The sequence below is a fragment of the Xylophilus sp. PBN-3R genome (genome assembly GCF_057747805.1).
Window position 1 is genome coordinate 2,392,384 of record NZ_CM173225.1, and the last position, 12,815, is coordinate 2,405,198.

At 64.5% G+C, this 12,815-nt stretch carries 12 protein-coding genes; 2 read left to right on the plus strand and 10 right to left on the minus strand.

Annotated features, from left to right (window positions below; genetic code table 11):
• Positions 1–3: 3 nt before the first annotated feature.
• From AC3ANW_RS11475 to cyoA, 6 genes are all read right to left on the minus strand, one after another.
• Entirely contained in the window at positions 4–1,341 is a 1,338-nt protein-coding gene (locus AC3ANW_RS11475) for an ATP-binding protein (RefSeq protein ID WP_488345296.1), read from the minus strand.
• Between the two features lie 10 nt (positions 1,342–1,351).
• Entirely contained in the window at positions 1,352–2,116 is a 765-nt protein-coding gene (locus tag AC3ANW_RS11480; protein ID WP_488345297.1) for an SURF1 family protein, read from the minus strand.
• A complete protein-coding gene (gene cyoD, locus AC3ANW_RS11485) occupies positions 2,116–2,523 on the minus strand; it encodes a cytochrome o ubiquinol oxidase subunit IV (protein WP_488345410.1) in 408 nt (135 codons plus the stop codon). Before cyoD ends, AC3ANW_RS11480 begins: the two co-directional genes overlap by 1 nt.
• 56 nt (positions 2,524–2,579) lie before the next feature.
• On the minus strand, positions 2,580–3,236 hold the full coding sequence (gene cyoC / locus AC3ANW_RS11490; protein ID WP_488345298.1) for a cytochrome o ubiquinol oxidase subunit III: 657 nt from the start codon (positions 3,234–3,236) through the stop codon (positions 2,580–2,582).
• The gene (gene cyoB / locus AC3ANW_RS11495) at positions 3,229–5,232 is read right to left on the minus strand and encodes a cytochrome o ubiquinol oxidase subunit I (RefSeq protein WP_488345299.1); all 2,004 of its coding nucleotides are present in this window, start codon (positions 5,230–5,232) and stop codon (positions 3,229–3,231) included. Before cyoB ends, cyoC begins: the two co-directional genes overlap by 8 nt.
• Positions 5,233–5,294: 62 nt before the next feature.
• Positions 5,295–6,359: a ubiquinol oxidase subunit II gene (gene cyoA, locus AC3ANW_RS11500; RefSeq protein ID WP_488345300.1), complete on the minus strand. Its 1,065-nt coding sequence runs from the start codon at positions 6,357–6,359 to the stop codon at positions 5,295–5,297.
• A gap of 218 nt (positions 6,360–6,577) precedes the next feature.
• On the opposite strand from cyoA, the gene AC3ANW_RS11505 reads away from it, so the two are divergent.
• Positions 6,578–7,870 carry an MFS transporter gene (locus AC3ANW_RS11505; protein WP_488345411.1) on the plus strand — a complete coding sequence of 431 codons (1,293 nt, stop codon included), beginning with the start codon at positions 6,578–6,580 and terminating at the stop codon, positions 7,868–7,870.
• Positions 7,871–7,935: 65 nt separating this feature from the next.
• Here the strand turns inward: AC3ANW_RS11505 and AC3ANW_RS11510 are convergent, their stop codons facing one another.
• Positions 7,936–8,769, minus strand: coding sequence for an IclR family transcriptional regulator (locus tag AC3ANW_RS11510; protein ID WP_488345301.1), 834 nt, complete (start codon positions 8,767–8,769; stop codon positions 7,936–7,938).
• Between the two features lie 114 nt (positions 8,770–8,883).
• Positions 8,884–9,882, minus strand: coding sequence for a Bug family tripartite tricarboxylate transporter substrate binding protein (locus AC3ANW_RS11515; RefSeq protein WP_488345302.1), 999 nt, complete (start codon positions 9,880–9,882; stop codon positions 8,884–8,886).
• Between the two features lie 20 nt (positions 9,883–9,902).
• On the opposite strand from AC3ANW_RS11515, the gene AC3ANW_RS11520 reads away from it, so the two are divergent.
• Positions 9,903–10,808 (plus strand): LysR family transcriptional regulator, encoded by a 906-nt coding sequence (locus AC3ANW_RS11520; protein WP_488345303.1) that lies wholly within the window; start codon positions 9,903–9,905, stop codon positions 10,806–10,808.
• Here the strand turns inward: AC3ANW_RS11520 and AC3ANW_RS11525 are convergent.
• Positions 10,796–11,644 (minus strand): amidohydrolase family protein, encoded by an 849-nt coding sequence (locus AC3ANW_RS11525; RefSeq protein WP_488345304.1) that lies wholly within the window; start codon positions 11,642–11,644, stop codon positions 10,796–10,798. The two genes, AC3ANW_RS11520 and AC3ANW_RS11525, sit on opposite strands and share 13 nt — an antisense overlap.
• A complete protein-coding gene (locus AC3ANW_RS11530; RefSeq protein WP_488345305.1) occupies positions 11,641–12,804 on the minus strand; it encodes a CaiB/BaiF CoA transferase family protein in 1,164 nt (387 codons plus the stop codon). Before AC3ANW_RS11530 ends, AC3ANW_RS11525 begins: the two co-directional genes overlap by 4 nt.
• Between the last annotated feature and the right edge of the window lie 11 nt (positions 12,805–12,815).

Here is a 12,815-nt window from a genome sequence, read left to right on the forward strand (position 1 = left end):
TTTTCAGCCGACACGTCCTTCGCCCTCCTTCAGGGTGATCGCCGCCAGCGGCAGCGTGATGACCACCACGGCGCCGCCCTGTGGCTGGTTGCCCGCCATGACATGGCCGCCAAGGGTGCGCGCCACGCTGACCGCCAGAAAAAGGCCCAGCCCTCCGCCGGATCGGCCCTTGGTGGTGTTGTACGGCTTGCCGAGTTGCGCCAGCACCCTGGGCTGGAAGCCGGGCCCGGCGTCGGTCACGGTGAGCTTGAGGCTCCCGGCATCCAGCACCGCCTCGAGTGCAACCCGGCCAGGCGATGCCTCCAGGGCATTGTCGAGTACGTTGCAGACCATCTGCTTGAAGGCGGTGTCGGACACCATGGGCAGGTCGTGGTCGAGCCGGTTGTCGTAATCGAAACCGGTGACCGCGCGGGTGTCGCGCCACTCTGCCACCAGGTCGTCGATGAAGGTGTTGATGGTGGTTTGCTGCGACGACTCGCCACGCGCCTCGCCGGCCGCCAGCAATATGCCGCTGAGGATGGTTTTGCAGCGCTGCACCTGCACCTGCATTTCGCCGACCTCCTGGAGCAGTTCGGGGTCGTCCTTGAAAGCCGGCATGCGGCGCCAGTCACCGAGGATCACCGCTAGAGTGGCCAGCGGCGTGCCGAGTTCGTGCGCCGCGCCGCTGGCCAGCAGGCCGATCCGCACCACGTGTTCCTGCTCGATGGCGCGGTCGCGCAGGCCGGCCAGATGCGAATCGCGATCGCGCAGGTTGCGACCGATGCGGCTGATGAAGATCACCAGGAGCCCGGCATTCAGGACAAAACACACCAGCATGCCCTGGATGTAGGGGCTGTACAGGCCGCGGTCGTGGTCCGGCGGCAAGGCCAGCGGCCGGCCGAACAGGGCCAGCCCGCCGACACAGACCATCGTGACGACGACCATGGTCCACACCGACCACGGCTTGAGCAACACCGCCGCGAGCGTGACCTGCAGCAGGTACAGAAAGGTGAAGGGGTTGGTCGCGCCGCCGCTCAGGTAGAGCTGCACGGTGAGCATGCCGACATCCACCAGCAGGGCCAGAAACAGTTCGTCGTTGGTGACCTCGCCGCGCGAACGCCATCGCCAGTGGCTGGCCAGATTGAACACCACCAGAAAAGCCACCACCGCCGCCATGTGCGCCAGCGGCAACCGGATGCCGTACAACAGGTGCGCGGCCCCGATGGTGATCACTTGGCCGAACACCGCGATCCAGCGCAACTGGATCAGCTGATGCATGTTGGCCAGCCCGGTCGCCTCTTCGAGGCTGTCCAGCCCCGCAGCGGGTGCGGGGTGCAGGACGGGGCTGGTCGGTGATGTCATCGGCCGGTTTTCAACGCGTGCGGCGTGCCCGCTTTTCCTCGCGCAGCCAGATGCCGGCGCCGATCAAGGTCAACAGCGCCATGCCGAACCACGTGAGCGCATAGACCAGATGGCTGTTGTGGAAAGAGACCACGGTCAGCCCGCCGATGGGCGCGGTCGGCACCGCCCAGGCACCGGCGTCGGCGTCGATGAAATACGGGGCGACACGCAATTCATTGCGCGCTGCGGCAATGGCCGCGACGTCCCGCGAGAACCAGCGGTCGCCGGCGGGATCGTTGCTACGCAGAAAGCCGCCGCCGGGCTCGCTCAGGCGCAGCAGGCCGGTCACGCTGACCAGGCCTTGTGGCACGGCACCGCCATGGGCGGTCAACAGCCGGTTCTCGGCTGGCACGAAACCACGGTTGACCAGCACGCTGTTGCCGTCTGCCAGGCGCAGCGGTGTCATCACCCAGAAACCCGAACCCTTTTCGGTGACGGCCTGCACCAGGGTTTCCTTGTCGTGCAGAAACTCGCCGGAAAGGCTGACATGGCGGTATTCGTCGGCGGCCGCGGTGACAGAAAACCAGCTGTCTGGCCCGGGGGCCGGCGTGGCGGGCGCATGCACCCGCTCTTCGACCCGCTCGATCAGCGCCAGCTTCCAGGTGCGGCGCTGCACCTGCCAACTGCCCAGCAGGATGAACGCCACGAAAGCCGCTAAAAAAAACACCGCCAGCGAGGCGGTGACGAGGTTGGAGCGCGGAGCGCGCACGCTCCGCGGATTCGACTCAATGGCCATCAGGGCATGTTCTTCATGTCGTGGGCACTGACCGGCATCATGTTGGCGTTCATGTGGAACATGACCCACAACGAACCGCTCAGCGTGATCGCGACCACCACGATGGTGAAGATCAGCGCCAGCATGTTCCAGCCGCCTTCCGAGCGGGCGTTCATGTGCAGGAAATACACCATGTGAACGACGATCTGCACCGCGGCAAAACCCAGCAGCACGATGGACGTGGTGTGCGAATCGTCGAAGAACTTGGTCATCACCAGCCAGAACGGAATGGCGGTCAGGATCACCGACAGGATGAAACCGATGGCATAACCCTTGAAGGTGCTTTCGGCGTGGCCGCCACCGTCGTGGCCGTGGTCGTCGTGGCCGCCATGGTCGCCGTACAGCGCGTGGCCGTGTTCGTCGATCATGCTGTCCGCGGGGCGGACGTGCTGCCCGTGGGCGAAATGGTTTTCCGTGTAGGCGCTCATGCCAGCGATCCCATCAGGTAGACAAAGGTGAAGACGCCGATCCAGACGACGTCCAGAAAGTGCCAGAACATCGACAGGCACATCACGCGGCGCTTGTTCTCGCGGGTCAGGCCGTGTTTGCCGACCTGGAACATCAGCACCACCAGCCAGACCAGGCCGAAGGTGACGTGCAGGCCGTGGGTTCCGACCAGGCCGAAGAAGGCCGACAGGAAAGCACTGCGTTGCGGGCCGGCGCCTTCGTGGATCAGGTGAGCGAACTCATACAGTTCGGTGCCCAGGAAGGCCAGGCCGAACAGGCCCGTGATGCCCAGCCAGAGGATGGTTCCCCGAATCTTCTTCTGCTGCATCTGCAGCACGGCGAAACCGTAGGTGATCGATGAGAACAGCAGCATCGCCGTGTTGAACGCCACCAGCGGCAGTTCGAACAGGTCCGCACCGGAAGGGCCTGCCGCGTAGCTGCGGCCCAGCACACCGTACACCGCGAACAGGCAGGCGAAGATGAGGCAATCGCTCATCAGGTAGAGCCAGAAGCCCAGCAGCGTGCCATTCTCGACGTGCTGCTCTTCCTTCAGATAGAAGACGGGCTTGGCGCCCGAATCCGACGGGCCGATATGGGCGCCGTGAGCGCCGTGGTTTGCAGTGATCTCAGACATGGGCAGCCAGCAGTCGGGTACGTTCGGCTTCCACGCGGACGACGTCGTCCGCAGAGATGTGGTAGTCGCGCTTGTAGTTGAAGGTATGCACGATGACCGTGACGATCACCGCCACGAAGGCGACGATTGCCAGCAGCCACATGTGCCAGATGGCGGCGAAACCGAACACCGTGGACATGCCGGCCAGCGTGATGCCGGCCCAGGTGTTCTTGGGCATGTGGATGGCGATGAAACCTTCCAGCGGACGGACGTAGCCACGCTTCTTCATGTCCCACCAGGCGTCGTTGTCGTGCACCACCGGGGTGAAGGCGAAGTTATAGGCAGGCGGAGGCGATGCGGTCGACCATTCCAGCGTGCGGCCGCCCCAGGGGTCGCCGGTGGTGTCACGCAGCTTGGCGCGGTCCTTGTAGGTCATGACGAACTGCAGCAGCATGGCGCCGATGCCACCGGCGATCAGCACCGCACCGAAGGCGGCCAGCACGAACCAGATACGCAGCGACGGATCTTCGAAGTGGCTCATGCGGCGGGTCACGCCCATCAGGCCGAGAACGTACAGCGGCATGAAGGCGAAGTAGAAGCCGACGAACCACAGCCAGAAGGAAACCTTGCCCCAGAACTCGTTGAGTTTGTAGCCGGTCGCCTTGGGGAACCAGTAATTGATGCCGGCGAAGACGCCGAACACCACGCCGCCGATGATCACGTTGTGGAAGTGGGCGATCAGGAACAGGCTGTTGTGCAGCACGAAGTCGGCCGGGGGAACGGCCAGCAGCACGCCGGTCATGCCGCCGATGGTGAACGTGACCATGAAGCCGACCGTCCACAGCATGGGCAGCTCGAAGCGGATGCGACCGCGGTACATGGTGAACAGCCAGTTGAAGATCTTTGCCCCGGTCGGGATCGAGATGATCATCGTGGTGATGCCGAAGAACGAGTTGACGCTCGCACCGCTGCCCATGGTGAAGAAGTGATGCAGCCACACCAGGTACGACAGGATGGTGATCACGACGGTGGCGTACACCATCGAGGCATAGCCGAAGATGCGCTTGCTGCTGAAGGTGGCGACGATCTCGGAGAACACGCCGAACACCGGCAGCACCAGGATGTACACCTCGGGGTGGCCCCAGATCCAGATCAGGTTGACGTACATCATGGCGTTGCCGCCGAGGTCGTTCGAAAAGAAGTTGGTGCCGACGTAACGGTCCAGCGACAGCAGCGCCAGCACGGCGGTCAGCACCGGGAAGGCGAACACGATCAGCACGTTGGTGCAGACGGCGGTCCAGGTGAAGATGGGCATCTTCATGAGGGTCATGCCGGGAGCGCGCATCTTGACGATGGTCACGAGCAGGTTGACGCCGGACAGCAATGTCCCGATACCCGCTATCTGCAATGACCAGATGTAGTAGTCGACTCCCACGTCGGGGCTGTAGGCGATGCCGGACAGCGGCGGATAGGCCAGCCAGCCGGTACGGGCGAATTCGCCGACGAACAGCGAAGCCATCACCAGCACCGCGCCGCTGACCGTCATCCAGAAGCTGAAGTTGTTCAGGAACGGGAAGGCCACGTCGCGGGCGCCGATCTGCATCGGCACCACGAAGTTCATCAGGCCGGTCACGAAGGGCATGGCCACGAAGAAAATCATGATCACGCCGTGGGCGGTGAACACCTGGTCGTAATGGTGCGGCGGCAGGAAACCGTTGGCATCACCGAACGACAGCGCCTGCTGGGCCCGCATCATCAGCGCGTCGGCGAAGCCGCGCAGCAGCATGATGATGCCGAGGATCATGTACATGATCCCGATCTTCTTGTGGTCGATGCTGGTGAACCACTCGCGCCACAGGTAGCCCCAGACCTTGAAGTACGTCAGCGCGGCCAGCAGCGCAAGGCCGCCGAGCATCACGCCGATGAACGTGATCAGCAGGATCGGTTCATGGAAAGGAATCGCCTCCCAGGAGAGGCGGCCGAAGATGAGCTTCGTTATGTCTAGGTGTTCGAACATCGTGGGTCCGGATGCGGCTTCGCGAGAAACAGGAAAAAACTGCGGTCGGCGCTGGGCTCGGCTTACAGCGGCTGGGGGGCCAGTGCGGCGCCAGCCGGGTCGGCTGCGGTGCACATCGAGGCGACATAGGTGCGGGCAGGTTTGCCCATCACCCCGCTGACCAGCGGCGGCATCGCCACCGAACCGGCCAGATTGGAAGCACCCGGCAGGCTCAGGCCGCCGTTGGCGTCGATGGCCATCATGTCTTTCATGCACATGCGGTTGGCTTCGACGCAGCGGTTGACGATCGCGTCGAACAGGTCGGGCGCCACGGAGGCGTAGTGGCGCACCGGGTCACGTTCGCTGGGACGTTCGAGTTCGAGATAGCCGGGGCGGTCCAGCGATTCCTTCGAAGTCTTGGCGGTCGCCACCCATTTGTCGAAGTCCGCCGTGCTGAGGCCGTGGAACTTGAAGCGCATGTGGGAGAAACCCGCGCCGCTGTAGTTGGCGGAGAAACCTTCGAACTCGCCGGGCGCGTTGATCACGGCGTGCAGCTTGGTTTCCATGCCCGGCATGGCGTAGATCTGGCCGGCCAGCGCGGGAACGAAGAACGAGTTCATGACGTTCGATGCGCTGATGCGGAAGGTGATCGGGCGATCGACCGGCGCTGCCAGTTCATTGACGGTGGCGATGCCTTGTTCCGGATAGATGAACAGCCATTTCCAGTCCAGTGCCACGACATCGACTTCCAGCGGCTTGGTGCCGGTGGGCACGCCGCGGCCGGCATCGATGCGGTCGAGCGGGCGATACGGGTCCAGCGTGTGGGTGCTGATCCACGTGATGGCGCCCAGCGCGATGATGATCGCCAGGGGAGCCGACCAGATGATCAGCTCGAGGCCGGTCGAATGGTCCCAGTCCGGCTCGTATTGCGCGTCCTTGTTGGTGTGGCGGTAGCGGTACGCGAAAACCAGGGTCAACACGATCACCGGGATGATGATGAGCAGCATCAGTCCGGTGGAGATGAGGATCAGGTCGCGCTGTTGCATCGCGATATCGCCGGAGGGCTTCATGACCACGGCGTTGCAGCCGGCCAGCAAGGCGACGGCCGACACCAGGATCAGTGCACTGAGTTTTTTGAGGAATGGCATGCCGGACTAGGGGAAAAGAGGCTTTGCTAGGGAAAACACCGGGAATTTACAACGGAATGTTATCTGACGGCTATTGGACGTTTTGTCCTATACCGGGTTTGCCCTCCTGAACCGCATGCTCCGGGAGGTATAGCCTGTATTAAAACTTCGAAAAGAGGAGCGCGATGTCCACCATCACGATGCCCGCAGGGGCCCACCATGAACCATCGTCCACACAGATGGAGCGCGACCTCCAGAACCGCCATGACGACCACGACGGCATCGCACCAGGCGAGATCGCCATCGGCGTGGTGATAGGACGCACATCCGAATATTTCGACTTCTTCGTCTATGCCATCGCCTCGGTGCTGGTGTTCCCGGTGGTGTTCTTTCCTTTCGAGGCGCGGCTCGAAGGCACCTTGTGGGCTTTTGTCATCTTTTCTTTTGCCTTCATTGCGCGCCCTTTCGGCACCCTGGGTTTCATGGCGCTGCAGAAACGTTTCGGCCGCGGCACCAAACTGACCGTGGCCCTGTTCTTGCTGGGCATCTCGACGGCGGGCATGGCATTTTTGCCTGGTTACACCAGTCTGGGCTTTACTTCGATCGTGCTGCTGGCGGTGTTCCGTTTCGTGCAGGGTATCGCCCTCGGCGGCGCGTGGGACGGCCTGCCCTCCCTGCTGGCCTTGAACGCACCCAAGGAAAAACGCGGCTGGTACGCAATGCTCGGCCAGCTGGGAGCGCCCATCGGCTTCTTGATTGCGGCCGCCCTGTTCGTCTTCCTGCACGCCAACCTGGGTCCGAAGGATTTCTTCGAATGGGGATGGCGTTACCCGTTTTATGTGGCTTTCGCCATCAACGTGGTTGCGCTGTTCGCCCGCCTGCGCCTGGTGGTGACCGAGGAATACACCAAGCTGCTGGAAGAACGTGAACTCGAACCCACCAAGGCCGGCGAGATGTTCCGCACCCAGGGCTACAACGTTTTCATAGGCGCCTTTGCCGCACTGGCCAGTTATGCGCTGTTCCACCTGATCACCGTGTTCCCGCTGTCGTGGATCACGCTGTATTCGGACCAGACCGTGAACGAGGTGCTGTCCATCCAGATCGTCGGCGCCATGCTTGCGATTCCGAGCGTCATCGCTTCGGGCATGATCGCCGACCGTTTCGGCCGCCGCAACACGCTGGGTGCGCTGGCAGTCGCCATCGCGATCTTCAGCTTCTTCACGCCGATGGGCCTGGGCGGCGGGCGCATCGCGCAGGACGCCTTCATCCTGGTCGGTTTTGTGCTGCTCGGCCTCTCGTATGGCCAGGCAGCCGGCGCGGTGACCGCCAATTTCGCGGCCCAATACCGCTACACCGGTGCCGCGCTGACTTCCGACCTGGCCTGGTTGATCGGTGCCGCTTTCGCACCGTTGATCGCTCTCGGTCTGTCGGCTCACTTCGGCCTGGTGTTCACCACGGTTTATCTGCTGTCCGGCGCCCTCGCCACCCTGGCAGTGCTGGCGCTGAACCGCCGGCTTGAAATCAGGGACTGAGCGTCCAGGTCCCGGCCCGGTAATCCGGGGCTCTCGCAAGAGGGCCCCGGATTTTTTCTGGCCGGTCAATCCTGGCGTCTGGCCAGCGAACGATCGTCCATCAGTGCCTCGATGGCACCGACTTCCCGCCTCAGCAGATCCGCCAGCGAAGAGCGCCGCGGTTGCTGCATCCGCGAGTTGATGGCCGCCACCGAGATGACCGCATCGACCCCGCCCTGGCCGCCCCTGATTCCGACGGCCAGCGCCGACATTTCAGGCAGCACCAGTCCTTCGCTGAATCCGTAGCCGTTTTCACGGGTGGTGGCGATCCAGTTCCTGATCGACACGCTGTCGAAACGCGGCCACCGCTTGAGCGCCTCTTCGTGCCGCACGAGGTTGCGTTCGACATCGTCGTCACGCATCGCCGCCAGCAGGACCAGGCCATTCGCGCCCAGGCCAAGCGGCCGCACGTCCCCCACGTTCAGGGTGAGCGTCTTGATCGGGAAAGCCCCTTCGCGCCGCCCCACGCAAACGGCGAAGTCGCCGCTGCGCGCCGTCAGGAACACGGTGTCGCCGGTCTCTTCGGCCAGCCGTTCAAGGCTGGCGGTGGCCGCGGGAATCACATCGAAACGCACGGACGCCGCCTGGCCCATGCTGTAAAGCTTGAAGGCCGGGTAGAACAGCCTGTGCACGTTGTCGTAGTCGATCAGGCCGGAGGTGCGCAGCCCGCCGAGCAGGCGGTGGGCCGTAGGTTTGCTCAGGCCGACGGTAGCCGACAGCGCGCCCAGCGCAATGCCGGACACCGCATGGCCGACGACTGCGTCCAGGAGGTCAAGGGCCCGGTCCAGGCTCTGGGTGGGCGAGCCGATGGAGGTGACATCCTTCCGGTGGACGACCGCTAAACGTGCGTTGTCTGACATGGTGCGAGAACAGTGCTAGAAAAAGTAACAACCATCCTCTCACTTCGTCAGTCCGTCAGAAATGGTCCATTCGGATGCATCTCCACCGTACGCCGATTCGTCCGGGAGCCGGCCTCAGTCGACCGTGATGTTGTTGGCCTTCACCAGCGCGGCCCACTTGCCGATCTGCGAGGTCAGGAAAGACTTGAACTCGGCCGGTGAGTTGCCGACCGGCTCGATACCCAGTTCCAGCAGGCGCTTGCGGGTCTCCGGCTGCTTCAGGGCGTCCCGCACCGCGGCAGAAACCTTGTCGATCACCGGCTGGGGTGTGCCGGCGGGTGCGAAGAATCCGTTCCATTCCTGAAGTTCGAATTCCTTGTACCCGCTCTCCTTGACCGTCGGCACATCGGGCAGTGCAGACATGCGGGTGGTGCCGGTGGTGGCCAGGGCGCGCAGCTTGCCGGCCTTGACGTACGACAGGCCCGATACCGGGTTGGCGAAGTACGCCGAGACCTGGCCCGCGAGCAGGTCGGTAATGGCCGGCGCGCCGCCCTTGTAGGGCACGTGCACCCATTCGATCTTCGCGTCGCGCTTGAGCATTTCGGCAGCAAGGTGGGCCGCCCCACCGGCGCCGTAGGACGCATAGTTCAACTGGCCGGGATGGGCGCGGGCATAGTCGACCAGCTCCTTCAGGGACTTGTACGGAGCCGCCTCCGGAACCACCAGGATGTTGGGCATGTTGATGGCCTGCGAAACCGGCACCAGGTCCTTCACCGGGTCGAAAGGCAGCTTGCGCAGCACCGCGTTGACGGCATACGGGAATGCGTCGAACAGGAAGGTATAGCCGTCCGCAGGAGACTGGATAACCGCCTGCGCAGCCAGCACGCCGCTGGCGCCGGGGCGGTTCTCCACGATGATCGGCTGGCCCAGCAGCTGCGACAGCGGCTGCGCCAGCAGGCGGGCATTGGCATCGGCACCGCCGCCGGCCGCATAGGGCACCACGATGCGGATGGGCTTGTTCGGATAGGCCTGCGCCGAAACGCCGAACGAGGCCAGCGCCAGGCATGCGCCCGACACCGCCACGGCCAGCAGCCGGCGGCGTCCGCCAAGGCGGGATTGGTAAGGTCGGTCCATATTCTTATCTCCTTCTGTTGATGAAACTTCAATTTCTCCAGACGCTTTCCGCCGTCCTGCGGCACGGCTCCTTCGTGGCCGCGGCCAAGGAGGTCAGCTTGACCGCCAGCGCCGTCAGCCTGCAGATGCGGCAGCTGGAAGACTATTTCGGCCAGCCGCTGTTCGACCGTTCGGCGCGCCAGGTCAGGCCGACGCCTTTTGCCCTGGAGATCGCCGACACACTCAATCAGACCGTCGACACGCTGGAAGCCCTGCGCAGCCGCAAGGGTGTGGCCGTCACTGGCCGCATCCGGCTGGCGACTGTCGAATCGGTTCAGGTGGCCATGCTGCCCGGCGTACTGCAAAAGCTGCGCGAGCGGGCGCCCGGCCTGGAGATCGCCATCTCCAAGGGTCTGTCTTCGCCCCTGATCGACGATGTGAAGGCCGGCCGCGTGGACGCCGCAGTGCTGGTGCAGCCGCAGTCCGGCGGGTCCAGCCGGCTGAGCTGGTTTCCGCTGGCGCGCGAGGTGATGGTGATGATCGCGCCGCCCACCGCGCGCCTGGCGCCACCGGCCGAGTTGCTGCGCCGTTATGACTGGATCCGCATGGACCCGGCCACCACCGGCGGCCGCATCGCCGCGCAATATGTGCAGCGCATCGCGCCACGCCTGCGCTGGGCCTTCGACCTGCCGGGCACCGAGGCCATCGCGGCCATGGTTTCGGCCGGCCTGGGGGTTTCGGTGGTGCCGACGCTGCGCAGCGAACTGCTGGTCGCCTATCCGATGCTGCAGGTGCCGCTGGGACGCGGCGCACCGCAGCGGCAACTGGCCATGGTCTGCCGGCCGGCCGATGCCGACAGCCGGCTGATGCAGGTGGTTCTGGAAGCGTTTCAAGGGGCGGCGCAAAAGCGGTACGGCGAGGACGCGATCACGCCTCAGAAACCGTAAAGCGCGGCAGCGTTGTCGACCAGGATGCGGCGGCACAATGCGCCGTCGCCGATACGTTCGGCCCATTCGTCGAGCATGGCGGCGTCATCCGGCTTGACTGTCTTTTCGGTGGGATGGGGCCAGTCGCTGCCCCACAACAGGCGCTGCGGCGCGCGTTTCGCCCAGGCCCGCACCACATCCCCCCGGCTGTCCGGCCGGCCCGGATCGAGATAGGTGCCGGACAACTTCACCCACGCCCGCCCGGCATCCAACATTCCGGCCACGATGCCGAAGGCCGCATGCGCAGCGCCTTCCGGATGCGGCAGCCGCGCCATGTGGTCAAACACAACGGTGCAGGGCAGCCGTTCGATGAGGGCTGTTTGTTCCACGATCTGGTCGGCACGCCAGTGCAACTGCACATGCCAGCCGAGCGGCGCGATGCGGCGGGCCAGCGGCTCGACCATGTCGAAGCTGGTGACCGAAGTCTGAGGGTCGAACAGGGTGAAACGAATGCCCCGTATGCCACCCTCGTCCAGTTCACGCAGCGTGGCGTCGGAAACATCCGGGTGCAGCACCGCGACGCCGCGGGTGTGGTCCCTGCCCAGCTGTTCGATGGCGTCCAGCGTCACCGCGTTGTCGGTACCGTAGACGGTGGGCGTGACCACTACCGTGCGACGTGTGCCCAGCCGTTGCTGCAGCTTCCGGTAGTCCGCGGCGCTGGCGTCGGCCAGAGCCCGCGACGGGTCGCCGATGTTGGCAAAACGGTGGTCGTAGATGTGGATGTGTGCATCGCAGGCATCGGCGGGCGTGCAGAAGCGCGGCTTTTCCGTGCCGGCGGAATGCGGGACGTTGGTCATTCGGCCTGCCCTTTGGCGGCCTCGGCCCGCAGCTCGGCACCGTGCTGGTCCATGGTCGGCGCGGCGAACGGCAGCGGCCCGGGCGTGCGGTCGAAGGCGATGGCCCGCGTAAAACCGCGGTAGCTGCCCAGAACCGGATGTTCGAAGGTCGTGATCAGGTCTTCGGCCTGGTTCTGTTCGAAATCGAACATGTCTTCGACCGTGCGGGCCGCGGCGCAGGGCACCTCTTCGCCGAACAGGGTTTCCCATTCGAGGGCCGACCTCTGCGCCAGCGCGGCATGCAGGCGCGGCACGATTTCGTCCCTGTGTTCAGCACGCTTGCGCACCGAGTCGTAGCGGTCGGTGGCCAGCAGTTCGTCCAGGCCGGTCTTCTCGCAAAGGGCGCGCCAGAAATGCGCGGTGTTGGCCGAGATGTACAGGTGCCCTTCGCGCGTCGGATGGATGCCGGTGATGCCGCCGGAACGCATGTCGCGGCCCACCTCGCGCGGCTCGTTTTCGGCCCACACCAGGCGCGCCGACTGCATCGCCAGGGCCGAGCGCAGCAGCGAAACGCCAACCTGCTGGCCGCGCCCGCTCTTCTCGCGCTCGTACAGGGCAGACGACACGCCGGCCGCCACCATCGACGCAGCGTAATAGTCGACCACCGAGCCATAGAGGATCTGCGGCGCCTTGCCGGCCGGCGCCTGCATGGCGCACATGCCGGTCATCGTCTGCAGCACCTGGTCGTAGCCGGCCTTTTCGCGCAGCGGGCCGGTATCGCCGTAACCCGTGACGGCGCAGTAGATGAGCCGCGGATTGACCGCGGAAAGGCTCTCGTAGTCGATGCCCAGCCGTGGCGGCACGCTGGGGCGGAAGTTGTGCACCAGCACGTCGGCCTTGCGCACCAGGTCCTTCAGCACCTGCAGGTCTTCCGGTTTCTTCAGGTCGAGCACCAGGCCGCGCTTGCTGCGGTTGACACCGATGAAGGCGCGGCTTTCGTCGGCCAGCGTGGATGGATATTTGCGCAGGTTGTCGCCGACCGGCGGTTCGATCTTGATGACGTCCGCCCCCTGGTCGGCCAGCAATGCACAGCCGTACGGACCGGCGATGTAGGCGCTGAGGTCGAGCACCCGGACACCGGCGAGCGGGCCTTTTGCGGGATTTGGAATGGTTTCTTGCATGAGAGTGTCGG

What these genes read in the sequence shown, in the direction of transcription:
- AC3ANW_RS11475 (WP_488345296.1), bottom strand. Translation starts at nt 1,341, where the DNA reads ATGACATCACCGACCAGCCCCGTCCTGCACCCCGCACCCGCTGCGGGG.
- AC3ANW_RS11480 (WP_488345297.1), bottom strand. Translation starts at nt 2,116, where the DNA reads ATGGCCATTGAGTCGAATCCGCGGAGCGTGCGCGCTCCGCGCTCCAAC.
- cyoD (WP_488345410.1), bottom strand. Translation starts at nt 2,523, where the DNA reads ATGATCGACGAACACGGCCACGCGCTGTACGGCGACCATGGCGGCCAC.
- cyoC (WP_488345298.1), bottom strand. Translation starts at nt 3,236, where the DNA reads ATGTCTGAGATCACTGCAAACCACGGCGCTCACGGCGCCCATATCGGC.
- cyoB (WP_488345299.1), bottom strand. Translation starts at nt 5,232, where the DNA reads ATGTTCGAACACCTAGACATAACGAAGCTCATCTTCGGCCGCCTCTCC.
- cyoA (WP_488345300.1), bottom strand. Translation starts at nt 6,359, where the DNA reads ATGCCATTCCTCAAAAAACTCAGTGCACTGATCCTGGTGTCGGCCGTC.
- AC3ANW_RS11505 (WP_488345411.1), top strand. Translation starts at nt 6,578, where the DNA reads ATGGAGCGCGACCTCCAGAACCGCCATGACGACCACGACGGCATCGCA.
- AC3ANW_RS11510 (WP_488345301.1), bottom strand. Translation starts at nt 8,769, where the DNA reads ATGTCAGACAACGCACGTTTAGCGGTCGTCCACCGGAAGGATGTCACC.
- AC3ANW_RS11515 (WP_488345302.1), bottom strand. Translation starts at nt 9,882, where the DNA reads ATGGACCGACCTTACCAATCCCGCCTTGGCGGACGCCGCCGGCTGCTG.
- AC3ANW_RS11520 (WP_488345303.1), top strand. Translation starts at nt 9,903, where the DNA reads ATGAAACTTCAATTTCTCCAGACGCTTTCCGCCGTCCTGCGGCACGGC.
- AC3ANW_RS11525 (WP_488345304.1), bottom strand. Translation starts at nt 11,644, where the DNA reads ATGACCAACGTCCCGCATTCCGCCGGCACGGAAAAGCCGCGCTTCTGC.
- AC3ANW_RS11530 (WP_488345305.1), bottom strand. Translation starts at nt 12,804, where the DNA reads ATGCAAGAAACCATTCCAAATCCCGCAAAAGGCCCGCTCGCCGGTGTC.